At 69.6% G+C, this 21,746-nt stretch carries 25 protein-coding genes; 12 read left to right on the top strand and 13 right to left on the bottom strand.

Going from position 1 to position 21,746, the window contains the following annotated elements; translation table 11 throughout:
- Positions 1-64: 64 nt before the first annotated feature.
- Complete coding sequence (locus tag ABZX37_RS02500; RefSeq protein WP_344271917.1) at positions 65-487, bottom strand: hypothetical protein; 423 nt, start codon at positions 485-487, stop codon at positions 65-67.
- A gap of 318 nt (positions 488-805) precedes the next feature.
- Between ABZX37_RS02500 and ABZX37_RS02495 the strand changes: the two genes are divergently transcribed.
- Positions 806-1,399: a GNAT family N-acetyltransferase gene (locus tag ABZX37_RS02495; protein WP_354735200.1), complete on the top strand. Its 594-nt coding sequence runs from the start codon at positions 806-808 to the stop codon at positions 1,397-1,399.
- On the top strand, positions 1,332-1,847 hold the full coding sequence (locus ABZX37_RS02490) for a TetR/AcrR family transcriptional regulator (protein ID WP_354735199.1): 516 nt from the start codon (positions 1,332-1,334) through the stop codon (positions 1,845-1,847). The genes ABZX37_RS02495 and ABZX37_RS02490 overlap by 68 nt, the downstream gene beginning before the upstream one ends.
- Here the strand turns inward: ABZX37_RS02490 and ABZX37_RS02485 are convergent.
- Together ABZX37_RS02485 and ABZX37_RS02480 are read right to left on the bottom strand one after the other, a co-directional pair.
- On the bottom strand, positions 1,844-2,578 hold the full coding sequence (locus tag ABZX37_RS02485) for an enoyl-CoA hydratase-related protein (RefSeq protein WP_354735197.1): 735 nt from the start codon (positions 2,576-2,578) through the stop codon (positions 1,844-1,846). The two genes, ABZX37_RS02490 and ABZX37_RS02485, sit on opposite strands and share 4 nt — an antisense overlap.
- Positions 2,579-3,775 carry a cysteine desulfurase-like protein gene (locus tag ABZX37_RS02480; RefSeq protein ID WP_354735621.1) on the bottom strand — a complete coding sequence of 399 codons (1,197 nt, stop codon included), beginning with the start codon at positions 3,773-3,775 and terminating at the stop codon, positions 2,579-2,581.
- Positions 3,776-3,850: 75 nt separating this feature from the next.
- On the opposite strand from ABZX37_RS02480, the gene ABZX37_RS02475 reads away from it, so the two are divergent.
- Entirely contained in the window at positions 3,851-4,501 is a 651-nt protein-coding gene (locus tag ABZX37_RS02475; protein ID WP_354735196.1) for a peptide deformylase, read from the top strand.
- A gap of 86 nt (positions 4,502-4,587) precedes the next feature.
- Positions 4,588-5,412 (top strand): isocitrate lyase/phosphoenolpyruvate mutase family protein, encoded by an 825-nt coding sequence (locus tag ABZX37_RS02470; protein ID WP_354735195.1) that lies wholly within the window; start codon positions 4,588-4,590, stop codon positions 5,410-5,412.
- A 233-nt stretch (positions 5,413-5,645) separates the two neighbouring features.
- On the opposite strand, the gene ABZX37_RS02465 is transcribed toward ABZX37_RS02470, so the two are convergent.
- From ABZX37_RS02465 to ABZX37_RS02455, 3 genes are read right to left on the bottom strand one after another with little or no spacing between them, the layout of a single operon-like run.
- Complete coding sequence (locus ABZX37_RS02465) at positions 5,646-6,149, bottom strand: methylated-DNA--[protein]-cysteine S-methyltransferase (protein WP_354735194.1); 504 nt, start codon at positions 6,147-6,149, stop codon at positions 5,646-5,648.
- The gene (locus ABZX37_RS02460; protein WP_354735193.1) at positions 6,146-7,624 is read right to left on the bottom strand and encodes an AlkA N-terminal domain-containing protein; all 1,479 of its coding nucleotides are present in this window, start codon (positions 7,622-7,624) and stop codon (positions 6,146-6,148) included. The genes ABZX37_RS02465 and ABZX37_RS02460 overlap by 4 nt, the downstream gene beginning before the upstream one ends.
- 50 nt (positions 7,625-7,674) lie before the next feature.
- On the bottom strand, positions 7,675-8,748 hold the full coding sequence (locus tag ABZX37_RS02455) for a VanZ family protein (protein WP_354735192.1): 1,074 nt from the start codon (positions 8,746-8,748) through the stop codon (positions 7,675-7,677).
- Positions 8,749-8,818: 70 nt separating this feature from the next.
- Between ABZX37_RS02455 and ABZX37_RS02450 the strand changes: the two genes are divergently transcribed.
- The gene (locus ABZX37_RS02450; RefSeq protein WP_354735191.1) at positions 8,819-9,238 is read left to right on the top strand and encodes a DUF5709 domain-containing protein; all 420 of its coding nucleotides are present in this window, start codon (positions 8,819-8,821) and stop codon (positions 9,236-9,238) included.
- Positions 9,239-9,310: 72 nt separating this feature from the next.
- Here the strand turns inward: ABZX37_RS02450 and ABZX37_RS02445 are convergent, their stop codons facing one another.
- Positions 9,311-10,195 (bottom strand): DUF3800 domain-containing protein, encoded by an 885-nt coding sequence (locus ABZX37_RS02445; protein ID WP_354735190.1) that lies wholly within the window; start codon positions 10,193-10,195, stop codon positions 9,311-9,313.
- 127 nt (positions 10,196-10,322) lie between these two features.
- On the opposite strand from ABZX37_RS02445, the gene ABZX37_RS02440 reads away from it, so the two are divergent.
- The 3 genes from ABZX37_RS02440 to ABZX37_RS02430 all read left to right on the top strand — a co-directional run bounded on the left by ABZX37_RS02440 (position 10,323) and on the right by ABZX37_RS02430 (position 12,818).
- Positions 10,323-10,565, top strand: a complete 243-nt coding sequence (locus ABZX37_RS02440) for a hypothetical protein (protein ID WP_354735189.1) — start codon at positions 10,323-10,325, stop codon at positions 10,563-10,565.
- A 1,009-nt stretch (positions 10,566-11,574) separates the two neighbouring features.
- Positions 11,575-12,114, top strand: a complete 540-nt coding sequence (locus ABZX37_RS02435; RefSeq protein WP_354735188.1) for a sigma-70 family RNA polymerase sigma factor — start codon at positions 11,575-11,577, stop codon at positions 12,112-12,114.
- On the top strand, positions 12,111-12,818 hold the full coding sequence (locus tag ABZX37_RS02430) for a zf-HC2 domain-containing protein (protein WP_354735187.1): 708 nt from the start codon (positions 12,111-12,113) through the stop codon (positions 12,816-12,818). The genes ABZX37_RS02435 and ABZX37_RS02430 overlap by 4 nt, the downstream gene beginning before the upstream one ends.
- On the opposite strand, the gene ABZX37_RS02425 is transcribed toward ABZX37_RS02430, so the two are convergent.
- Complete coding sequence (locus ABZX37_RS02425) at positions 12,811-13,494, bottom strand: prolyl oligopeptidase family serine peptidase (RefSeq protein ID WP_354735186.1); 684 nt, start codon at positions 13,492-13,494, stop codon at positions 12,811-12,813. The two genes, ABZX37_RS02430 and ABZX37_RS02425, sit on opposite strands and share 8 nt — an antisense overlap.
- A 4-nt stretch (positions 13,495-13,498) precedes the next feature.
- Positions 13,499-14,929: an FGGY-family carbohydrate kinase gene (locus tag ABZX37_RS02420; protein WP_354735185.1), complete on the bottom strand. Its 1,431-nt coding sequence runs from the start codon at positions 14,927-14,929 to the stop codon at positions 13,499-13,501.
- A 36-nt stretch (positions 14,930-14,965) separates the two neighbouring features.
- Between ABZX37_RS02420 and ABZX37_RS02415 the strand changes: the two genes are divergently transcribed.
- Together ABZX37_RS02415 and ABZX37_RS02410 are read left to right on the top strand one after the other, a co-directional pair.
- Positions 14,966-15,787 (top strand): class I SAM-dependent methyltransferase, encoded by an 822-nt coding sequence (locus ABZX37_RS02415; RefSeq protein ID WP_354735184.1) that lies wholly within the window; start codon positions 14,966-14,968, stop codon positions 15,785-15,787.
- Positions 15,788-15,810: 23 nt separating this feature from the next.
- Positions 15,811-16,620: a class I SAM-dependent methyltransferase gene (locus ABZX37_RS02410; protein WP_354735183.1), complete on the top strand. Its 810-nt coding sequence runs from the start codon at positions 15,811-15,813 to the stop codon at positions 16,618-16,620.
- Here the strand turns inward: ABZX37_RS02410 and ABZX37_RS02405 are convergent.
- From ABZX37_RS02405 to ABZX37_RS02395, 3 genes are all read right to left on the bottom strand, one after another.
- Positions 16,592-18,127, bottom strand: a complete 1,536-nt coding sequence (locus tag ABZX37_RS02405; protein ID WP_354735182.1) for an FAD-dependent monooxygenase — start codon at positions 18,125-18,127, stop codon at positions 16,592-16,594. The two genes, ABZX37_RS02410 and ABZX37_RS02405, sit on opposite strands and share 29 nt — an antisense overlap.
- A gap of 18 nt (positions 18,128-18,145) precedes the next feature.
- Positions 18,146-18,754 carry a TetR family transcriptional regulator gene (locus tag ABZX37_RS02400; RefSeq protein ID WP_354735181.1) on the bottom strand — a complete coding sequence of 203 codons (609 nt, stop codon included), beginning with the start codon at positions 18,752-18,754 and terminating at the stop codon, positions 18,146-18,148.
- Positions 18,755-18,871: 117 nt separating this feature from the next.
- A complete protein-coding gene (locus ABZX37_RS02395; protein ID WP_354735180.1) occupies positions 18,872-19,048 on the bottom strand; it encodes a CsbD family protein in 177 nt (58 codons plus the stop codon).
- A 229-nt stretch (positions 19,049-19,277) separates the two neighbouring features.
- On the opposite strand from ABZX37_RS02395, the gene ABZX37_RS02390 reads away from it, so the two are divergent.
- Positions 19,278-19,487, top strand: a complete 210-nt coding sequence (locus tag ABZX37_RS02390) for a TOBE domain-containing protein (RefSeq protein WP_354735179.1) — start codon at positions 19,278-19,280, stop codon at positions 19,485-19,487.
- 5 nt (positions 19,488-19,492) lie between these two features.
- Here the strand turns inward: ABZX37_RS02390 and ABZX37_RS02385 are convergent, their stop codons facing one another.
- Positions 19,493-20,890 (bottom strand): PLP-dependent aminotransferase family protein, encoded by a 1,398-nt coding sequence (locus tag ABZX37_RS02385; RefSeq protein ID WP_354735178.1) that lies wholly within the window; start codon positions 20,888-20,890, stop codon positions 19,493-19,495.
- A gap of 46 nt (positions 20,891-20,936) precedes the next feature.
- On the opposite strand from ABZX37_RS02385, the gene ABZX37_RS02380 reads away from it, so the two are divergent.
- Positions 20,937-21,422, top strand: coding sequence for a carboxymuconolactone decarboxylase family protein (locus tag ABZX37_RS02380; protein ID WP_354735177.1), 486 nt, complete (start codon positions 20,937-20,939; stop codon positions 21,420-21,422).
- Positions 21,423-21,746 lie beyond the last annotated feature (324 nt).

The following is a 21,746-nucleotide window of genomic DNA, read 5'->3' as shown; positions in this document are numbered from 1 at the left end:
TTCATCCCGGAATCAGGCATTGCCGATCACAAACCGAGGAGCAATCCCGATATCCGGGAACCATTCAGTCGACCAGTCGAATCGTGGCGGTCGGGCTGTGCGAACGCCGCCGGGTGATCCCGTGTTCGGCGACGATTCCGAGTTGGATGCTGCGATCGGCGGGCGCCCAGTAGCCCGTGCGCACGAAATAACCGTCCATTGTGCAGAGCCGGTTCGCGCTCTTGCGGGAACTGATCGTCTCCCAGCCCCACTGCCGTCCGGTCTCCTCGACGCCGTTGCGCCGCACGTGCAGCCGCGGGTTCCCGATCTCCCGGCAGTACGCGCTGCCGTCCGCGATGTACAGCACGCCGTCGACCTTGTAGAACCTCTTGCCGTCCAACAGGCTCACCTGGCCGGACAGGGTGAAGTGCACCCTGCCGCCATTGGCCCCGTCCATCGTCCAGTCGAGACAGAATTCCTTCGTCGGAACTTCGAGTGACTGGGTCATGGCCGTGTCTCCTTTGCTCGCATGTCGGAGCGTCCAGGAAAATATAAGGAAGAAACGGGTGTCCGGCAGGTATCGGGAACCGTTTTCACCCAAAGAGGCCCAGCGAACACGCATCGTGGTCAACGCTCGATTAATCGGTGGAATTACCGCCGATGGGGTATAGCGGATACGATAAGTGAATTCGTCTTGCCCGAAACCGGTGGCCGTCCGGCGGTCCCGGGGCCCGCGGACCGCGCGGGCCGTGTCGGCAGCGTGACATCTCCCATGACGCTTGTCATAGCCGAAGCCGTGTGCCACCCTCGGGTTATGACGACTGTCATGACCGCCGTGCGACCGGCCGCCGCCGGTTCCGCGGCCGATCTCGTCCGCGCCTGCTCGCCGGAATCGCTGAGCCGCCGGTTCACCCTCGGCGGCCCGATCGACCCGGAGGCGGTCCTGTCCCGGTACCGGCGTTTCCTCCTCGCCGGCACCGCGCTCATCGCCGAGGTTTCCGGCGCGCCCGCCGGGCTGCTGAACGCGGTTCCGGAGGACGGCCGCCGCGTTGAGCTGGGCCTTCTCGTCGCCGACGGGTGGCAGCGGCGGGGCATCGGCCGCGGCCTGGTCAGGCTGGCCGCCGAGCAGTGGCGGGACTGGACGCTGCACGCCACTGTGCAGGAGAGCAACGTCGCTGCGGAAGGATTGCTCCGGGCGTGCGGGTTCCGCTTCGCCCCGGCGTACGGCGGCGAGAACGAGTACGAGCTGACGGTCACGGAGGAGACGCTCGATGACGGAACGGCCGGCGCGCGACCGGATGGTCTTCAGCGCTGCGCAGTTGCTGCGTACGCAAGGCCTGAGCGGCACCGGCATGCGCGAGGTGGTAGCGCATGCCGAGGCACCGCGGGGGTCGCTGCAGCACTACTTCCCGGGCGGTAAGGAACAGCTGTTCGGCGAAGCGATCGACTGGGCTGGCCGCTACGCCGCGCGTCGCGTGACGCGCGCGATGGACTCCCTGACGGACCCGACGCCGTCGGCGCTCTTCGCCGCGGTTGTCGAGTACTGGCGCGCGGAGTTCGTCGAGATCGGCTACGACTACGGCTGTCCGTTAGTCGCCACAGTCACCGACACGGCAGCATCGAGCGAACCGTTGCGCGAGCGTGCGAACGACGCCTTCGTGCAGTGGCGGAAGCCCATCGTGTCCGCGCTGGAGCAGATGGGCGTACCGGCTGCCCGCGCTGCTTCGTTGGCAGTGTTGATGATCAGTGCGCTTGAAGGGGCCTTGGTGTTGGCGCGCGTGGAGCACGCGGTGACGGCGCTCGACACCGTCGTCGAGGAACTAGGTCCAGTTCTCGATGCCGCGGTGGACAAGCGCCGCCGTCGCTAGCGCCGGTCGAGCGTCGCGCGCAACGTGGCGACAGTGGCCGGGTCGTGCAGCAGTTCGGCGAAGTGCTTGGACTCCGACTCCATTCGCTCTTCGACGCTCAGGTCAGTGCGGTCATGCAACAGTACGCGTGTCGCCGTCACCGCGCGCACCGATCGGGTGGCGAGCGTTCCGACGCGTTCCTCGACGCGCTTGCTGAGCGCTGTCACGTCAGGGAGCACTTCGTTGACCAACCCGAGTTGCGCCGCCTCGACCGCAGGCAGCCGTTCTCCGAACAGCAGTAGCTCCGTTGCACGCTGTGGACCGACTCGGCGCGGCAGCGCGTAACTGCTGCCGAACTCCGGCACCAGTCCCAACGGCACGAACGGGAACTGCAGGTAGCTGCGTTCGGTGGCGTAGACGAGGTCGCAGTGGAGCAGCAGGGTCGCGCCGATGCCGACTGCCGGACCGTCGACCGATGCGACCACCACCGCCTGCGTCGCGAGCAATGCCTCCTGAAAGACCCGCGCGGGCGTCTTCGTGCTGTCTCCTGCTTCGTGGGCAAGGAAGTCGCCGAGGTCGTTACCCGCTGTGAACGCGCCGCCAGTTCCGCTCAGTACGGCGATAGGCGTGCGGACAGCGTCGAAGGCGTCGGCGAGGGCGACGTACATCGCCTTCGTGAGCGCGTTCCGCTTCTCCGGCCGATTGATGGTGATGGTGGTGACCTGTCCGTCGACAGTCGTCTCGATGCTCATTCACAGCTCCGCAACAGCAGCGAGCAGCAGATCGACTTCCGCTGCAGTCGTGTACGGCGCGATGCCAGCGCGTACTGCACCAGCGTCGCCGAGACCGAGATGCCGTGCGCACTCGATGGCGTAGAACGTCGAAGCAGGCGCGTTGATCCCGCGCGCTCCGAGACGCTCGTACACAGCCTGCGGCGGCAGGCCGGTGACTGAGAACAACACTGTCGGCGTACGGCGGCGCGTCGGTGAGCCGTAACGGACGACGCGCGGCAGTGCAGCCAGACCGTCTTCCAACCGCTGCAGCAGTGCGTCTTCGTGGGCTTCGAGCGCTGTAAGCGACGTACGCAAACGCTCGCGACGGCTGCCTTCGCTCGGCACGAGCCCAGCGAGGAAGTCGATGGCCGCAGTAGTGCCCGCGAGGAGTTCGTACGGCAACGTACCTAGCTCGAAACGCTCCGGAACAGCGTTGCTCGACGGCAGCAGCTTGTCCGGCTGCAGTGTCTCCAGGAGATCGGGCGCGGCGGCGAGAAGACCGAGGTGCGGGCCGAGGAACTTGTACGGCGAGCAGGCGTAGAAGTCAGCGCCCAGCGCGGCGATGTCGACCGGCGAGTGCGGCGTCAGATGCACGCCGTCCACATAGCTCAGCGCGCCTGCTTCGCGCACCGCGTCGGTAATCGCCGAGATGTCCGGACGTGTGCCGAGCAGGTTCGACGCCGCCGTGACCGCGACCAGTCGCGTCCGGTCAGTGAGCAGCTCGGTAATCGCTGACGTCGGCAGCTCGCCGGTCTCCGGATCGAAGTCTGCCCAGCGAACAGTCGCGCCGCGCGCTTCGGCGGCCTGCACCCACGGCCGGACGTTGGCGTCGTGGTCCAGCCGGGTGACCACGACCTCGTCGCCAGGGCCCCAGTTCTTCGCGAGCGTGCGGGAGAAGTCGTAGGTCACCTGGGTCATGCTGCGCCCGAACACGACGCCTTCCGGCCGTGCGCCGAGCAGGTCAGCGACGGCCTGGCGGGCTTCGCGCACGACGCCGTCCGCGCGGCGCTCCGCCGCTGTGACGGTGCCGCGGTTCGCGATAGCGGCGCAGAGGGTCGAGGACACTGCTTCGCCGACCACGTCCGGTACCTGGGAGCCGCCAGGTCCGTCGAAGTGGGCAGCGCCGCTCTCGAGCGCGGGGAAGTGCTTGCGGATCGCGTTCACGTCGTAGGCCACGGCTGCCAGCTTGCCTGATCCCCGGGCGAGTGTCGTGCTCCGCGCGGGTGCGATCATGCCGCTGTCCTATTGCCCTTGGAGAGGGGTCCGCCGGTGCTCGCCGAAGAGGTCGAAAAACTGCTCGCCCAGCCGTTGCCGTGGCCGATCGTGCAGGCAGGAGACCCAGTGCTGCGCGCGGCGGCCCGTCCGTACGACGGCGAACTAAGCGACGGGATGTTCCCCGCGCTGATCGAGGGCATGAAGGAGACCATGCGCGCCGCACCCGGCGTCGGCCTCGCTGCGCCGCAGATCGGCCTGTCGGTGCGGATCGCTGTTGTCGAAGACGGTGCCCGCGAACGTCCAGGTGTCGCCGAATCCACCCTCGCCACCCGCGGGATCGCCCCGCTGCCGTTCCGCGTGCTAGTGAACCCCACGTACACCCGAGTGGGCGACGAAACCGCCGCGTTCTTCGAAGGCTGCCTCAGCGTGCGCGGCTGGCAGGCCGTCGTCGCCCGAGCCCTGCGGATCCGCCTTCGCGGCAGCGACGAAACCGGTGCGGCCCTGGACGAGGAATTGTCGGGCTGGCCAGCACGAATCGTCCAGCACGAGACCGATCACCTGCACGGAATCCTGTACCTGGACCGAGCCGAGTTGCGCTCGCTGTCCACCCACGAAGCCGTCGCCCGTCGCTGGACCCAGCCGACCCCCGCCGATGCCGCCCGCGAACTAGGCTTCGACCTCCCTTGATTTCTTCGGCACCGTTTTTGTCGGTGCCCGCTGATACGTTCCTCCGCAGTTGCCCCGACCGGGGCTCGCTACTGGGGAGGAACCTCGTGAACTCGTTGCAAGACAAGGCAAATCTCTTCCGCGAACTGCACGCCGCGGACGTCCTCGTGCTGCCGAACGCCTGGGACGCGGGCAGCGCGGTCGCCATCGAACGCGCTGGCGCCCCAGCGATCGCCACCACCAGCGGAGGCGTCTCCTGGGCCCTGGCAAGAGGCGACGGCCAACACCTCTCCCGCGCCGAGATGCTGTCGGTCATCGCGCAAATCGCCGCAGCCGTAGAAGTCCCGGTGACGGCCGACGTAGAAGGCGGCTATGGCCTAGCCCCCTCCGCCGTCGCGGAAACCGTGACCGGCGTAGTCGAGGCCGGAGCGGTAGGCGTGAACCTGGAAGACTCCCGCGCTGGAACCCTGACTCTCTTCACCCCAGACGAACAGGCAGAACGCTTCACCGCAGCCCGAGCCGCCGCCGCGACAGCCGGTCTCTCGGAGCTGTGGATCAACGCGCGAACGGATGTGTACCTGTTCGGAATCGGCGAACCCGCCGGCCGCTTCGACGATGTCCTGACCCGAGCCCGCGTCTACTCCGACGCCGGAGCGGACAGCATCTTCGTCCCAGGCCTGGTGGACGTCGAAGTCTTGGCAGAACTGGCAAAGTCCTCGCCGATTCCCGTGAGCGCCATGGCCGGACCGGGCGCACCTCCAGTGTCCGACCTCGCTGCGGCCGGAGTGCGCCGGGTGAGCGTCGGAACGTCGATCGCCCAGGCGGCTTACTCGCTTGCCCACCACGCAGCGGCCGAGGTGCTGAAGCAGGGGACTTACGGGGAGGTGACTGGGGCACTGGACTTCGGAACGGTGAACGGCTGGTTCAACTGAGCCCGGCCACGGCTTGGTCGGGAACCCGAGCCGAGCCAGCGCGGTTCGACGCGAGTCGAACCGCTCGGCCTGGCCCCGATCGGAGTTGGGCGATGCGCGGCGTGGTCTGAGTTGGCGCAGTTCAGGCTGAGCCGAGTAGGTCTGCTCGCCAAACCCCGTTCGGAGCCGAGCAGCTCATCCACCCGGCCCAGCCCCGAGCGGAATCAGGTCACCTGGTCCGACCCGACCACGACTCACCCCGCAACCAACCGTCCACCCAACCGCCCGCCCCGCTCCAATTCCAGCAACCTCCGCTTGCATTCCACCCCAGCCGCGTAGCCGGTCAGCGATCCGTCGCTGCCCAGCACCCGGTGGCACGGCACCACGATGCCGATGGGGTTCCGGCCGTTCGCCAGGCCGACCGCACGGGACGCCGTCGGGCGGCCGATCGATTCCGCCAGCTCTCGGTAGGTCGTCGTCTCGCCGTACGGGATCCGCAGAAGCGCCCGCCACACCGTCTCTTGGAAAGGAGTGCCACTGAAAGCTAACGGAAGGTCGAACTCGACCCGGTCACCGGCGAAGTACTCGTGCAGCTGACGCGTCGCCGCGCCGAACGGGCGGTCGTCCCGGTCGCCGAAGGCGGCGCGTGGCGGGCGGTACTGTTCGTCGCCGATGTACAGGCCGGCGAGGCCGCCGTCGCGGGCCATGAGGGTCAGCGGTCCTTCGGGACTGTCGATGACGGTGTGCACCACAGTCATGCCGACACCGCGGGAATCCGGTTGATCGGGTGGTCACCGGTCGCCCAGAGGTGCTGGACCGCGTACGCGCGCCACGGCTGCCACCGGCTGGCGTGTGCGATCAACGCACCTGGACTCGTTGGCAGGCCTAGGGTTTCGGCGGCGATCTTCACGCCCAAGTCGGTCGCGACGAAGGCGTCCGGATCGCCGAGGGCGCGCATGGCGATGCTCTCCACCGTCCACGGGCCGAAACCCGGCAGCGCGGCCAACTGCGCGCGGGCGTGGACCCAATCGCCGCCTGCGGTCAGGTCGACGTCGCCGGAGACCAGAGCCGACACCAGGCCCAGCAGGGTCGCGCGGCGCGACTTCGGCATCGCCAGCGTTTCCGGGTCCAGGTCGGCCAGCGACTCGGGCGACGGGAACAGGTGCGTCAGGCCGCCTTCCCGGTCCTCGATCGGGGTGCCGTGCGCCAGGACGAGGCGTGCCGCGTGGGTCCGGGCGGCTGCGGTCGAGACCTGCTGACCGAGGACAGCCCGCACGGCGAACTCGGCCGAGTCGGTCGTGCGCGGGACGCGCCTGCCGGGAGCGGCGGCGACCAGGGGAGCGAGGGTCGGGTCTGCGGCGAGTTGCTCGTCGACCGCGACGGGGTCGGCGGCCAGGTCCAGCAGCCAGCGGCAGCGGCTGATCGCGGCGGCCAGGTCGCGCAGGTCGGTGAGGCTCAGGCGGCACGCGACGTGGTCCGGCTCCGGGCGGAGCGACACGACGCCGTGGCCGTGCGGGAGTCGCAGCGTGCGGCGGTAAGCGCCGTCGTGCCATTCCTCGACGCCCGGGACCGCGGTGGCGATCAGGTGCCCGAACAGGTTGTCCGGGCACAGCGGACGGCGGAACGGGAGCCGCAGCGACAGCACGCCCGGCGACTTGGTCCGCTTGCCGCCGCGTACGCGGGAGCGCAGTTCGCTCGGCGTCAGCGCGAAGACGGCCCGCACGGTTTCGTTGAACGTCCGGATGCTGGAGAACCCCGCGGCGTGCGCGATATCGCTCATCGGCATCGTGGTGGTTTCGATCAGCAGCCGGGCGGTCTCGGCGCGCTGGGCCCGGGCGAGCGCGAGCGGTCCCGCGCCGAGTTCGGCCCGCACCTGGCGTTCGATCTGCCGCACGCTGTATCCGAGCCGCGCGGCGAGCCCCTGCACGCCTTCCCGGTCGACGACCCCGTCGCCGATCAGGCGCATCGCGCGAGCAACGACGTCGGCGCGTTCGTTCCACAGCGGAGAACCGGGCGACGCGTCGGGCCGGCAGCGTTTGCAGGCGCGGAATCCGGCGGCCTGCGCGGCGGCCGCGCTCGGGTAGAAGCGCATGTTCTCGACCTTGGGCGGCACCACCGGACAGCTCGGCCGGCAGTAGATCCGCGTGGTCAGCACCGCGGTGAAAAACCACCCGTCGAACCGGTCGTCCTTCGACTGCACCGCGCGGATGCAGCGTTCAGTGTCCTCGTACACGCCGACCAGTCTGCCCCGCCGCACGCACGAAACCTCGCGAAAAAACGACATCACCCTGGCGGGGCAACCGGCTCCCGGACCGCGGCTCGCGTGTCGACGACGGACAACCGGCACACCAGCCCGGTCAGGCCCCGATGTCCCCGAGTGAAGACCATGAACACCAGATGCGCCAGCAGCCACAGCGACGTCCACCCGGAGTCCAAGCCGACCAGAATGAAATAACCGCCCGAACCGATCAGGAACCGGACGATCGACTGCAGCACCGACGGCGGCCGTCCGTCCGCGCGCACCACAGTCAGCATGACCGCGCGCTGACCAGGCGTCGCGCCGTTGCCCATCAGCGGCACGATCAGCAGCAGAACCCCAGTGGGCACCCACCGGCCAAGGACGTCGTCGATCAGCGTGTTGTTCTGCAGCGTCCCCTTCGTGACGTACTGCACCGCGAGCGCGATCATGCTCAGCACGACGCCCACCAGCGTGACCGAGATCAGATCGAGCACCATTCCCAGCAGCCGCCGCCGGGCGAGGACCGGACGCGGTTCGTCGGCCGGACGCAGCCGTCCGGAACGGCGCAGCACAGGAGCGAGAAGCGCGCCGACCCCCGCGCCGACGGTGTTCGACAGCAGGTCGCCGGTGTCGAACAGCCGGTACGGACACTCCATCAGGAACCACACGCCGGTCAGCTGGGTCGTCTCGATGGCGAGCGACACGAAGAACCCGCTGACGATCGCGAACCCGATGCTCCGCCCGAACAACCGCCGCAGGAACACGCCCCACGGCACGAAGAACGCGACGTTGAACAACACCTGCCGCAGCGCCGGATTATCCAGCAGTCCGGTGTTGAACTGCTTCATGTCTTCGAGGAACTGAAGCGGATTCCACACCGGATGCCGCAGCGATTCGTGCGCCGCGCAGTACGCCGCGTTGACGTCAGGCAGCGGCAGCAGCGTGTAGGTGACCAGCGCGAAGCAGTACACGAGGAAGGCCGGCGCGGCGATCGCGCGCAGCAGCCCGAGCTCGCCGCGTTTGCGATAGCTGACCGCCACGTACGGCACCACCAAAACGAACGCCAGCCCGAATCCGGCGAACACGGCGATCAGCGTGGGACCGCTCCACTGAGTCATCGTTCCTCCACCCGGCGTGAGCGCACAGGCTAGCGGGCGGCAGTAACCTGGGCACGCGGAAGGAGGAGCAGTGGACGACGACATCGAAGACAACGCCGACACCGGCGTGCTGGATCCCGAAGACACCTTGGAGGACAGCGACCCGTACGACGAGGGGTATTCGCCTCCGGAACGTCCGCTCGCGACCCGCGACTGGGGCACCACCGCCGCCGAAGAAGCCACCGGGGAAAGTTGGGCAGGCCGGCTGGCCCGCGAACTCCCGGAGATCCGCGCGACCGACGGCGACGGCCTCGGCGACACTGACGACACCGACGGCGAACTGGTCGACGACGAGGTCGGCGACTTCCGCGCGGGCCGTCTGGTCGCCTCCAACGCAGGCTTCGGGCCCGACACCGAGGCCGAGCTGTATGCCTCGGACATCGGGATCGACGGCGGCGCGGCATCGGCCGAGGAGGCCGCCGTGCACGTCGTCAACCCGCGGGATCTGTGACCCCTTCGCGGGGGTGCGTTTTGTAAGCCAGCCGGGATCCGTCGAAACAGCGACCGGGACCGCGGCGTGCGACTAGTCCGCCGGATCCCCGATCCAGACCGACGCCGGAAGCACATACGGCCGCAGCAGCTTGACCAGCTCCGCGTCCCCGTCGCCGTGCAGGGTTTCCTCGGTCAGCCGCCGGGCAACTCCGGCCAGGAAATCGGCGATCTGGACCCGCGGTTCGGACTTCGAGTCGACGAACTGCCACCGCGGCGCCGGATCGAGCAGTTGGGCGAGCCGCGCCTGGGTGAGGGACGGCTGCTCGTCATGGATGACGTTTTCCGGCCGCCAGAACGCGATCGTGTCGGCGAGGGCGGGCATCAACGGATCGAGCGGCGGGACGAGGCCCGGGTTGGCGAGGAGTTCGTCGCGCAGGGCGGTCAAATGCGGGCGGGCCGCGACCAGATCGCCGAGGACGTCCGTCTGGGCGAAGAATTCGTCGGGTCTGGTCGCGGGGAGGCGGCGGTTCGAGGTGCGCAACAGTCCGGTGAACGAGCGCAGGAATTCGGTCCAGCGGCGCGGGCCGTGGAGCCGCGGACCGTCTTGGTGCAGGGCACGGGCGCGGGCGTCCGGACGGTGTTGCAGGCATTCCGGGTAAGGGGTCTGGTCAACGAGCAGGTCGACGATTTTGCCCGCGAGGAACAACGCCTTGTCGACGAGCAGCACGCTGGCGGCCTCGGCGAGGGGTTCGGTGAGCAGCCACTCCAGGGCGGCGCGGTTTTTGGCGCGCAGGAGGTGGTTGGCTTTGTATTCCAGTGCGGGGGAGCCGATGAGTTCCCGCAGCCGCGCAACGCATTCAGCGGCGTCCGCGGGTTCCAGCCGGACGGCGGCGTGCGCGAATACCGCGGTGTTCGCGCCGATCAGATTCACGCCCTCCGAACCGGATTCGTCGCACGCGATCGTCTGCGGCCGCACGGGTCCGATCCTGCCAGGTCGTCGAGGCGAGGGCGACCCCATTTCCCCAGGGGACCCCTGAGGTGGATTCCCGGATGTGCTGACGGCCCCGGACGATTCACCATGATGGGGACGGAGGGAGCCGGTCATGGTGCTCGTCGAGGAGGACGTACACGCACTGGACGACGTCCGGCGCGGGCTGGTGGTGGTCCACAACGGATTCGCGGGGGCCGCGGAATGCTACCTGTGGTCGGTCGGCGGGCGGGTGCCGCTGTGGGAAACGCAGGCGATGGACCGCCTGCGCCGCAGGGGCCTGGTGAGAATCGCCCGCCGCAGGGGAGCTCCGGCGAGCCCGGTGGTGCTGACCGACCTCGGTGCGGCTGCTGCTTGAGTCCTTTGTGGACAGTCGGGTGCTTTGCGCGGCGAGGTCGGAAGCAACGGACTCGGTGGCCCGCGATTCGTGTCGAGCCGTCGAGCCGTCGAGCCGGAGGGATCGGCCGTTCGCTCCCGGCCAACGCATTGTGCGAGGCGGGGTGCCAGTTCGGCGGATGTCTGCTGACGTGATGGCTGGTCGCGGCTTCCCGCCGCCGGAGATTTTGTGCGATGGCTGGCCTGCTTCTGCGGAAGTATGCTCCGCCGCGACCGCCGCGACCGCCGCGACCGCCGCGACCGCCGCGACCGCCGCGACCGCCGCGACCGCCGCGACCGCCGCGACCGCCGCGACCAGGGCGATGGCTGCTAGTGCCGAAAATCCTTGGACGTTGCAGCACCGGTTCGGCCGCGAAGGTGCGACAGCGTGGAGTCGGCGAGAGTCGTCGCCACTCGCCACCGGCGTCCCCTCGGCACCGGATGGCCGGGAGCGAAACGGCCCAAGGTGCCCCGGAGCCGCCGGGAGGGCGGTGTGCGCAGCGCTCCCGGCGGCTCCAGGGCGGTCGGGCGGCCGGGACGGTGATCCCAGTGCACGGCACCGGCGTGCGCCGACCTGGTGAGCAAGCCTTCCGGCTGGATCAATTTCGAACTTAGCCCAGGTCCGGGGCCCGCAGGCGGTGCGTTCCCCGATCGTGTCGGCGGAACCACGCGGGTGGGCGGGTATCGATCGGGGAAGCGGCGCTCAGCGCGGGAAGACGTCGGGGCGGGAGCGGGGCCAGGCCGGGGAGCTGCACTGATCGGGGAAGCGGCACCGAGGGCGCTCGGCGCGACGCGGTGCCCAGAGCGGTAGGCGCGGCGGATGGGAAGCCGCGTTGATCAGGCGGCAGCGAAGCCATGCTGCGAGCGAAGCAGCGCCCAGCACCGAAGAAGCTAAAAGAAGCGAACGCCACCAGAAAAGGACCGCCACCGGGTAGGAAGCAACACAGCGCCAGCGCGCGACAATCGGCCTCGGTCGGGAGGATGATCGGGGCATGGCCGGGTTCAGGGCTCGTCATCGGCGGGCGGTTGCGGACGAGGCGCTGGTCCGCGCGCTTTTCGAGGAGCACGGCCGCGCGATGCTCGCCTACGCCACCCGGCTGCTCGGCGATCGCGCGGCGGCGGAAGATGTGGTGCAGGAGGCGCTCGTCCGTGCGTGGCGCAGTCCGGACAGTCTGGTCAACGGGCGCGGGTCGGTGCGCGGCTGGTTGCTGACGGTGGTGCGGAACCTCGTGATCGACCGGTTCCGGGCCAAGGAGGCGCGGCCGCAGGAGGTGGTCGAGTCTCCGGCGAGCGGGCCGGTCGAGCGGGATCACGCGGATCAGGTCGTCGACTCGATGGTGGTGCTCGCCGCGCTCGACGGGCTGTCTCCGGAGCATCGCGAGGTGCTCGAGCAGATGTATCTGCAGGGGCGGAGCGTCGCGGAAGCGGCTGAGCGGCTCGGGATTCCTCCGGGCACGGTGAAGTCCCGCTCGTATTACGGGTTGCGGGCGTTGCGGGACGAGTTCCGGCGAGCGGAAGGAGTGGCCGGATGAACACTGCCGACGAACACGTCGACCTGGCGGGATATCTGTCCGGTCAGCTCGCCTCGGGCGAGCAGCGCGACGTCGAGGCGCATCTCGACGGCTGCGAGCGCTGCCGGGCCGAGGCCGCGTCTCTGCGCGAGGTGCAGAGTTTCCTCGGCGAATTGCCGCCGGAGGCGTTGCTGGAAGGGCCGCCGGTGGGTGCGGACCTGGTGATGCGGCGGACCGTCGACCGGGTTCGCGCGGAGTCGCGCGCGCAGGCTGGGCGGGGGCGCTCGATGGCGGTCGTCGCGGCGGTCGTGGTGGCCGCGGTCGCGGTGAGCGTCGGGGTGCTGGTGGGACGCAACTGGTCCGGGCCCGCGGTGGCGGTGCCGCCGCCGTCGTCGTCGTCGACCAGCGTGGTTCCTGGCACGAAGGTCATTTCCGGTGCGGACGCGAGCGGGCAGACCCGGCTCACCGCGAGCATCGTCCCGGAGACCGGGTGGGTGCGTGTGGACGGCTCGGTGACCGGCATTCCGGCCGGGCAGAAATGCCTGCTCGTAGTCCTCAGCAAGGACGGCCAGCGCCAGGTCGCGGGCGGCTGGATGGTGTCGGAGCGGGCGGCGCGGGAAGGCGCGTATCTCTACGGCACGGCGGTCGTCGACCCGGCTCAGGTGGCGGCTGTGGTCATCGAGAACACAGCCGGGCATCGGTTTGTGGAGGCGGACGTCAGCTGAACCGCCGGTCGAGCCATTCGCGGACGGGCTGCCACGGCTCGTCGGCCGGGTCGATCAGGCGGAAGTGGTCGACGCCGGGGAGCTCGACGTAGTCCACGTCGTCGCCAGCCGCCTTCGCCGCGGCCACGTAGTCGCGGCTGTGCGCGACCGGGACCCGGACGTCGGCGTCGCCTTGGACGACCAGTTGCGGGCAGCCGATCGGGACCTGCCGGATGGGCGAGGCCGCGGGGTCGTCGCCGGTCAGGAACAGTCCGGCGGCGCCTTCGCCCAACTCCTCGGCTCGTGCGCGGGGGACGTCGGTGATGGGGGCCAGCGCGACGACGCCGGAGAGCGCGCCGCCGGCCAGCAGGGCCAGGTGTCCGCCCGCGGAGTGTCCGATCGCGACAGTCGGCAGCGCGGCGGGGCGTTCGACGGCGGCGATCGCGGCGAGCACGTCGTCCAGGGTTTGCGGCCAGCCGCCGGTGTCGCCGTCAATGCGCCGGTACTCGACGTTCGCCACATACCAGCCCGCAGCCACGAGGTCGGCCGCCATCGGGTCGAGCTGGTGCAGGTCGTGGCGGGCGCGCCACCATCCGCCGTGCAGCAGGACGGCGGTGCCCCGCCCGCCCGGAGTCCCGTGGAGTTCGACGAACTGGCTGGGCTCGCTGCCGTAGCGGAGGGTTTCCATGCTGGCCATTAGATCACCATCGCGCCAGCCGTTCGTGCACTCTCGCGAGCCCTTCGTGCGCCGCGCGATACGCCTCGTACAGGCCGGTCAGGTCCGTCTCGGGGGCGAAGGTTTGCTCGACGGCGACGGTCGCGGCCGCGGCGGTTTCGACGTCCGGGTACCGGCTCGCGCCGACTGCGCCGAGCAGGGCGGCTCCGAGCGCGGCGCTGTCGTGCACGCGGAGGCGTTCGACGGGGCGGGACAGGACGTCGGCGTGGAGTTGGGTCCACAGGTCGCTGCGTGCGCCGCCGCCGGAGAACGTCACCGACGGGAGGGGTTCGCCGCAGGCTTCCTCGACGGTTTCCAGCACGTGCCGCGCGGAGAACGCGACCCCGGTCAGTACGGCTCGGGACAGGTCCGCCGTGCTCGTGGACGACGTCAGGCCGAGGAAGCTGCCGCGCAGGTCCGGATCCCACAGCGGTGCGCGTTCGCCTTGCAGGTGCGGCAAGAAAACCACGCCGGGCTGGCCTTCCGCGGCGGACGCGAACACGTCCGGCACAGACAGTCCGGACACACGGCTCCACCAGCGCACTGCGTCGCCCGCGGCTTGTGTCGGTCCGGCGTGCACGACGACATCGCCGCGTGGCGGGAAGGTGACCAGGCCGCGGACCGATTCGTTCCGATGCGAGGCGGCCGCGACTACCAACGACGTCCCGCAGGTGACCATCGCGCGGCCCGGTTCTGTGGTGCGGGTACCGAAAACCGCGCCGAACGCGTCCATGGTTCCGACGACAACCGGTGCGTCGCCCAGTACGGCAGCGTGCCCAAGGGGTTCCTCGGGAACGAGCAGTTCCGGCAGGCGGTCGCCGAGTCCGTCCACCAGGGCCACCGCTTCGGGCAGGTAGCCGGACGCGCCCGCGATGCGCACGCCGGACAGCAGGTCGGTCGCGACCCGGCCGGTGAGGCGGGCGCCGATGAAGTCCTTGGGACTCATCATCCATCGCGCGCGGGACCACAGCTCCGGTTGTTCGCGCGCGAACCACGCGGCCCGCGCACCCGCGAACGACGCATCTAGCACGATCGGCCCGCCCCAGATGCGTTTTTTGTCGTCGTCGGTGAAGCGGGCGTCGAGTTCCGCGGCGATCTTCGCGCAGCGCTGGTCCTGCCAGATCACTGCCGGGGCGAGCGGCCGCAGGTCGTGATCGACGAGAAGATGGGTGTTGACCTGGCTGACGATTCCGGCCGCGCGCACCGAACCGGCGGGAAGTCCGGAAAGGACGGTGTGCAGCGCGGTTTCCGTTGCGCGCCACCAGTCTTCCGGGTCCTGTTCGGCCCAGCCGGGACGCGGCCGCGCGATCGGGCAGGGCACCGAATGCGCCGCGAGTTCCCGGCCGTCCGGCGCGAACGCCGCGACTTTCACCGCGGTCGTGCCGACGTCGATGCCGAGCAGAGCTTCTTCGTCCATGCCACAGGGGTACCAGGAATTCGCTACCGTCGGGGCATGACCTCCGCCGCGGAGAATTACCTGCGTGAGTACCACGATCGCAAACCGGACGCGATGTCCGTGCTGATCGAGTCCGGCCGGGTGACCGGGGACGGCCGGACGAGTTACGAGGTGCTGGCCGATCGGGTCGCGCCCGCGCGCCGGGTGCTCGACCTCGGCTGCGGCGACGGTGCGTTGCTGGCCGTTTTCGCCCGCGGCGGCGCGGAAAGTCTTGCTGGCGTTGATCTTTCTCCGGGTCGGCTCGCGCTTGCCCGGCGGCGGCCCGAGCTGGCCGGGGCGGAGCTGCGGCACGGGCGGGCGCAGGAGCTGCCGTTCGAGGACGACAGCTTCGACGCGGTCGTGTCGCACATGGCTTTCATGCTCATGGACAACCCCGAGGAGGTCGCCGCCGAGGTCGCGAGGGTGCTGGCTCCGCGCGGGAAGTTCGCGGTGGTCGTCGGCGGTCCCGAGTCGACCGGCGCGACTCCGGTGTTCCTGGAATTGGCTCGGCCGTTGTTCCGGGAGGTGCCGGAGGAACGACGGGCGACGTACACCGCCGAGCGGCGCACGTCGCGTCGCGAGGGGATCGACGAGGTGCTCGCTCCGGCCGGATTCGCGCCGGTTTCCTGGGAGCCGTACGAGATCGACCTGACCGCCGCACCGGACGAGGTGTGGACGTTGTGCTGTGAATCGTATTACTCGACCGACACCCTCGACGACGCTCAGCTGTCCCGGCTGCGCTCGGCGTTCCTCGCCGAAACCGAGCCGCTGCGCACCGCGGACGGACGGCTTCCGGCGGGGCTTTGCGTCAACCTGGCCAAAACCGAGCTGCTGAAGTGACCGTTCGCGCTACCGTCACGGGCATGATGACGCCCGCCGAAGAGTTCCTGCGCGACTATCACGACCGGAACCCGGCAGCCGCGTCCGAACTGGCCGATCGGGGCCGCGTCGGCGGACGCTCGGTGTACGAGGCGTTCGCCGACCACGTGGGCCAGCCGGGCAGCGTGCTCGACCTCGGCTGCGGGGACGGCGCGCTGCTGGCCGTGCTCGCCGGGCGCGGCACCGGAAAGCTCGCTGGCATCGACCTTTCCGCCAAGCAGCTGGACGTCGCCCGCGGCCGGGCCGGGCTCGCCGACGCGGACCTGCGGCCAGGCCGCGCGCAGGAGCTGCCGTTCGAGGACGACAGCTACGACGCGGTCGTGTCGCACATGGCGTTGATGCTCATGTCCGACGTCGAGAAAGTGATCGCCGAGACCGCCCGTGTGCTGCGGCCCGGCGGCACCTTCGTGATCGGCGTCGGCGGCGGCGGGACCGACGCACTGGAGGTGTTCCTCAAGGTCGCCCGGCCGCTCTTCGCGGTGGTCGCCGAGGACCGCCAGATCCCGACCTCCGGCGACCCGCGCAGCCGCACCCGCGAAGGCCTCGACACGCTGCTCGGCCCGGCCGGGTTCGCGCCGGTCGAATGGCACCAGCTGCTGGTGGACCTGTCCGGCCCGCCGGACTCGGTCTGGCAGACCTGCCACGACACCTACTACCAGGTCGATGCCCTCGACGAGACGCAGCTGATGGGGTTGCGGACCGCGTTCAAGGTGGCGTCCCGATCGCTGGTGGCCCCGGACGGCACGCTGCCGGCCGGGGCGCTCATCAACGTGGCGACGACACGGCTGACCTGACCGGTGCGCCGAACCACTGGGTGAGAGCGGCTTGGAGAGCCTCGACGTCTGGTTCGGCTTCGGTGGCGGACCAGGCGACGTAACCGTCCGGGCGGATGAGCAGTGCGGTGGGTGCGTCGCCTGTTGCGGTGGTGGACACGGTGGTTACGCGGTCGTGCCAGGGCGCGGCCACGTCCGCGAGTGCGGCGTCGGGCGTCAGGTCGAGCAGTACTGGGCGCGCGGCTTGGTAAGCGGCGGTGAGCGGACCTGGGTCGGTGAGCGGCAGGTCGGGTGCCCAGCGGCCGGTGCTCGGGTCGGTGCCGTAGTGGATGTCGGCCCCGGACATCAGGTCGGCGACGTGCTGCCGGGCGTCCGGATAGGACAGCAGTTCGGTGAAGAAGTCGCGCAGCGCGGTGACTTCCGGCCCGGGCGCGACGAGCGCGCTCTGCGCCTGGGTGTGCATCACGACGCGCTCGCTCACCGGACGGCGTTCGGCCTCGTAGCTGTCGAGCAGCCCCGGCGGAGCCCAGCCCTGAACCTCCGCGGCGAGCTTCCACCCGAGGTTCGCCGCGTCCTGCAGGCCGAGGTTCAGCCCCGGCCCGCCGATCGAGGAGTGCACGTGGGCCGCGTCGCCGACCAGCAGCACCCGGCCTCGCCGGTAGGTCTCGGCGATCCTGGTGTTGCCGCCGGTCAGCCTGCGCAGCAGGAACGGGCCGGGGCCGGACGGGGGTTCGAGCGGCAGGTCGACGCCGAGTATCCGCTGCACGCTCGCGCGCAGTTCTTCCATGGTCAGCGGATCGTCCTCGGCGAAATCCGCCGCGCCGCCTTGTTCGCTGGTCGACACGGCCGGGTTGGCCGGGTCGAACGGCGCGAACACGAACACCCCGGTTTCCGTCCGGTGGTGCAGGAACGGCGGGAGGACGCCGGTCTCCAGCTTCAGCCCGCCGGTCGCGGGGTCGACGAAGGACCGCGGGAGCCGGACATTCGCGCTGCGGGACACCGATTCGTCCCAGGTGACGCCGGGGAAATCGATCCCGGCGAGCTTGCGCACGGTGCTGCGTCCGCCGTCCGCGCCGACGAGGTAGTCGGCGGAGATTTCGTACGGCCCGTCCGGGCCTTGCACCTGCACGGTGACCGAGTTCTCGTCTTGGGCGAAGCCGGTGATTTCGTGGCCGCGGCGGAGTTCGGCGCCAAGCCCTCGGACGTGCTCGATCAGGGTCTGCTCAAGTTCGTGCTGCGGCTTCGGCAGGAGATACATCGGGTTTCGCGGCAGGTCGGCGAATTCGATCGGGAAAGCGCCGAAGACGAACCGCGGAGCCGGAATGGGTTCCGGCGTGCCAGTGAGTTTCTCGAACAGCCCGCGCCGGTGCAGCAATGGCACGACCTGGCCGACGAGACCGTTGGCACGGCGCACCCCGTCGGGTTCGGCGAGCCGCTCCAGGACGATGGGGCGGACTCCGGCAAGGCAGAGTTCGGCGGCGAGCATCAGGCCGTTCGGCCCGGCACCCGCGATGACGACGGCGGACATGGGGATCTCCTTGCGGGATCAGGGAAGCACCTCGGCGAGGGTGTCGAACGCCTGGTGCACGATGGTGGACAGCTCCGCGGGCGGGTCGGTGCGCAGCCACTCCTGGATGACTGCGCGCAGCACGCCGCCCGCGGTGGTGGCGATGAGCTGGACGCGGAGGTCGTGGACGTCCGCGCCGAGGCGTTCCGCGATCGCCTCGGCCAGTGATTCTTCGGCCGCGACGTTGGCTTTGAGGAATTCGCCCGCCAATGCGGGTTCCGCGATCATGACCCGGACCCCGGCCGTCCACTGTGGACCTCCGGTGCCGCCGGGAGCGGTGCCGCGATCGTCGTCGAGCTGTGCCAGCGAGGCTTCCCGCAGGGCGGTCCACAGCGGTTCCGCCGCCGGGCGCGCACGGAGGTGATCGGCGATCCCGCGAGCCCGGTCCTGGTGCCGCGCGACGATCGCTTCGGCTTTGCTGGAGAAGTAATTGTTGACAGTGCGCGGGGAAACTCCCGCCGCGCGGGCGATTTCCTCGATGGTCACGTTCGACAGGCCGTGCTCGACTGTGAGCCGGACTGCCGCCCAGGAGATGTCGACCCGGGTCTCTTGGCGGCGGCGGTCTCGCAGGTTCGGGCGCTCGGTCATGAGACCACTATAGCGCGGTGCTTGCGTGCCGCGCAATGTTTGCGCGATACGCAAGTTTGACGGCGAAAAAGAAGCCCGGGGCGAGGTGCCCCGGGCTTCTCGGCGACGCGCGTCCGGTCAGTCCTTGGTGCTCTTGAACGCGTCCTTCACCTTCTCGGCGGCCTGCTTGAGGTTGCTCTTGCCCTGCTCGGCCTTGCCTTCGGCCTGCCACTGCTCGTTGTCCGTGGCGTTGCCGACGGCTTCCTTGGCACGACCCTTAAGTTCTTCGGCCTTGTTCTCGGCTTTGTCGTTCACTGTGGGTCCTCCCTTTCTCGTCCCTCGCGGTTCGGCTACCCGCTCTCCCGCGCGGCAAACCTGCGAAAAACGCGGAATCGGCACCGCGCTTGGTTCGCGGGCAGCAAGTGCGGACACGGCGGAGTGACTGCGTCCGCACCTGCTCCCGCCCGCCGCGGCACCCGGCAGCGGACGCGGAGATTTCCCTTTACGGTGGCCGTGTTCTGTTCGGTTCGAAGGAGTCCAAGCCATGCGTCTGTCCACTCGCAACCAGCTCACCGGCACCGTTTCCGCGGTCCAGCCCGGTGCGGTCATGACCGTGGTCACGGTTCAGCTCGACGGCGGGCAGTCCGTCGTCGCCTCGATCACCAAGGACGCCGCCGAGGAGCTGGAACTCGAGGTCGGCAGGCCGGTGACCGCGCTGGTGAAGTCGACCGAGGTGATGCTCGGCGTCGAGTGAGGCGGCTAGGGCAATACCCGGCACAACGCGGCGAGCGCGCCTGACCACGCGCTCGCCGACGGAGTGCTGAAGCCGATCACCAGCGCGTCGCGGTCCGCGGGCGCGTCGGGATGCCGGAACGCGGCGATTCCGTGCATGGCCAGCCCCTGCCACGCGGACCCCTGCACCACCGCGTCTTCCTCGCCGGAGGGGACGTCCACGAGCACCTGCAAGCCGGCGGACAGCCCGGTCACCCGCGTGTTCGGCGCGTGCTCGGCCAGTGCCGCGACGAGCTGGTCGCGCCGGCGGCGGTAGTGCAGCCGCATCGCGCGGATGTGCCGGTCGTAGCTGCCCGAAGTGATGAATTCGGCCATGGTGAGCTGGTCGAGCACGCCGGAGTGCGGGTCGCGCTCGCCCTTGATCTCGGCGGCGAGCCTGGCGATCCGCGGCGGCAGCACCATCCAGCCCAGCCGCAGGCCAGGGGCGAGCGCTTTGCTGCTGGTGCCAAGGTAAATCACGTGCTCCGGGTCGAGTCCCTGCATCGCGCCGACCGGGCTGCGGTCGTAGCGGAATTCGCCGTCGTAGTCGTCCTCCAGCACCAGGCCGCCGGTCCGGCGCGCCCAGTCCACGACCGCGGCGCGGCGGTCCGGATGCAGCGCGACGCCGGTGGGGAACTGGTGCGACGGCGTCAGCAGTACCGCGCCGACGTCGGGCAGGTCGTTGAGACGCTCGACCATCGCGCCGTCGCCGTCCACCGGAAGCTGCGGGGTGTCCAGGCCGACCTTGGCGAGATGCGCGCGATGCACCTGCAGGCCGTACGCCTCTACGGCGACCGCTGGCGTTTCTCGTTGCTTCAGTGCTTCGGCGAGAACGATGAGACTGTGCGACGTACCCGTGCAGATCATGATTTGGTCCGGGTGCGCGCGTACGCCGCGTGTGCGGGCGAGGTACTCGGCCAGGGCTTCGCGCAGCTCCGGGCGGCCGTACGGACCGCCGTAGCCGAACGCGTCGTCGGGCGCGACAGTCAGGGCGCGGCGCGCGGCCTTAAGCCAGTCTGCGCGGGGGAAGGCGGACAGGTCCGGCTGGCCGGGGCGTAGATCGTGCACGATCCGGTGTCGCGACGCGGGCTTCGGCACGGACGGCGCGGGCGCGGTCTCAGCGCGCGGGGCAACCCGGGTTGCGGCGCCTTGGCGCGCGGTGAGCCAGCCTTCGGCGACGAGTTCCGCATACGCTTGCGCCACGGTGTTCCGGGCGATGCCGAGATCCGCGCCGAGCGTGCGGCTGGACGGCAGTTTCGCGCCTGGGGCGAGGCGTCCGGTGCGGATGGCGTCGCGCAGGGCCTCCATCAGGCCGTCGCGCAGGCGCGGCCCGCGCAGGTCGAGGTGGAGGTCTTCACTCAGCGAACTGGCCCACTCCGCGCGCACGGAAATGGACCATAACAGAGTGCCAATCGCTCGTAGAGTCGAAACCATGACCACAGCAGAACGACTTCCGGTGGAACCGCCCCGCCTCAAGATGGCGGAGCTCGCACCCGAGGCATACAAGGCGATGATCCGTCTCGACGCCGCGACCCGCCACGGCCTCGACCCCGCGCTGCGGCAGCTGGTGCTGCTCCGCGCGTCGCAGCTCAACCACTGCGCCTTCTGCATCGACATGCACTCGAAGGACGCGTTGGCCGCCGGCGAATCGGCCGAGCGCATCATCCAGCTCCCGGCGTGGCAGGAGTCGAAGCACTTCTACACGGCGAAGGAGGTCGCCGCGTTCGAGCTGACCGAAGCGGTCACCGTGCTCACTGACGGCTTCGTGCCCGACGACGTCTTCGCTCGCGCGGCCGAGCACTTCGAGGAGGCCGAGCTGGCTCAGCTGATCGCGACGATCACGGTGATCAACGCGTGGAACCGGTTCGCCGTCACGACGCGGATGGTGCCCGGCGAATACGTTCCCGGGAAACACTGACCTGGTGGTCTGGACCACTATGTGAGCAGGATCGCGGGTGGCCATACCGTCGGTTTGACCGGGGAAGGGAAAAAGGGCATCCGATGTTTCGGGTGCTCTTTTTCGCGACTGGTGACTTAACCGATCCAGCACGATTACTGAGTGTGCTTGGCGTGCCTGGTGTATCCGGGTTCAGGTAAGTAAGCAGCCGCTTAAAACCAAGGTTGACATCGGATTGGTGTCTTACCGACGGCTTGTGACGGCGACTACTGACGGTGAGTTTGACCCGCGAGGGTGAGGTTGATTCCGGATGCCGTAGTTAGCGTGGTCGGCGCGGTCCAGGGA

Origin of the sequence: Amycolatopsis sp. NPDC004079, from assembly GCF_040610415.1 — a bacterium.
In the GTDB taxonomy this organism is placed as follows: Bacteria; Actinomycetota; Actinomycetes; order Mycobacteriales; family Pseudonocardiaceae; genus Amycolatopsis; species Amycolatopsis halotolerans.
Note: the sequence above shows the minus strand (reverse complement) of the source record. Positions and strands in the feature narration are given on the sequence as shown.

Coding starts and splice junctions, on each gene's coding strand:
- ABZX37_RS02500 (WP_344271917.1), bottom strand. CDS start 487: ATGACCCAGTCACTCGAAGTTCCGACGAAGGAATTCTGTCTCGACTGG.
- ABZX37_RS02495 (WP_354735200.1), top strand. CDS start 806: ATGACCGCCGTGCGACCGGCCGCCGCCGGTTCCGCGGCCGATCTCGTC.
- ABZX37_RS02490 (WP_354735199.1), top strand. CDS start 1,332: ATGCGCGAGGTGGTAGCGCATGCCGAGGCACCGCGGGGGTCGCTGCAG.
- ABZX37_RS02485 (WP_354735197.1), bottom strand. CDS start 2,578: ATGAGCATCGAGACGACTGTCGACGGACAGGTCACCACCATCACCATC.
- ABZX37_RS02465 (WP_354735194.1), bottom strand. CDS start 6,149: ATGACTGTGGTGCACACCGTCATCGACAGTCCCGAAGGACCGCTGACC.
- ABZX37_RS02455 (WP_354735192.1), bottom strand. CDS start 8,748: ATGACTCAGTGGAGCGGTCCCACGCTGATCGCCGTGTTCGCCGGATTC.
- ABZX37_RS02440 (WP_354735189.1), top strand. CDS start 10,323: ATGGTGCTCGTCGAGGAGGACGTACACGCACTGGACGACGTCCGGCGC.
- ABZX37_RS02435 (WP_354735188.1), top strand. CDS start 11,575: ATGGCCGGGTTCAGGGCTCGTCATCGGCGGGCGGTTGCGGACGAGGCG.
- ABZX37_RS02430 (WP_354735187.1), top strand. CDS start 12,111: ATGAACACTGCCGACGAACACGTCGACCTGGCGGGATATCTGTCCGGT.
- ABZX37_RS02425 (WP_354735186.1), bottom strand. CDS start 13,494: ATGGCCAGCATGGAAACCCTCCGCTACGGCAGCGAGCCCAGCCAGTTC.
- ABZX37_RS02420 (WP_354735185.1), bottom strand. CDS start 14,929: ATGGACGAAGAAGCTCTGCTCGGCATCGACGTCGGCACGACCGCGGTG.
- ABZX37_RS02415 (WP_354735184.1), top strand. CDS start 14,966: ATGACCTCCGCCGCGGAGAATTACCTGCGTGAGTACCACGATCGCAAA.
- ABZX37_RS02410 (WP_354735183.1), top strand. CDS start 15,811: ATGATGACGCCCGCCGAAGAGTTCCTGCGCGACTATCACGACCGGAAC.
- ABZX37_RS02405 (WP_354735182.1), bottom strand. CDS start 18,127: ATGTCCGCCGTCGTCATCGCGGGTGCCGGGCCGAACGGCCTGATGCTC.
- ABZX37_RS02400 (WP_354735181.1), bottom strand. CDS start 18,754: ATGACCGAGCGCCCGAACCTGCGAGACCGCCGCCGCCAAGAGACCCGG.
- ABZX37_RS02390 (WP_354735179.1), top strand. CDS start 19,278: ATGCGTCTGTCCACTCGCAACCAGCTCACCGGCACCGTTTCCGCGGTC.
- ABZX37_RS02380 (WP_354735177.1), top strand. CDS start 20,937: ATGACCACAGCAGAACGACTTCCGGTGGAACCGCCCCGCCTCAAGATG.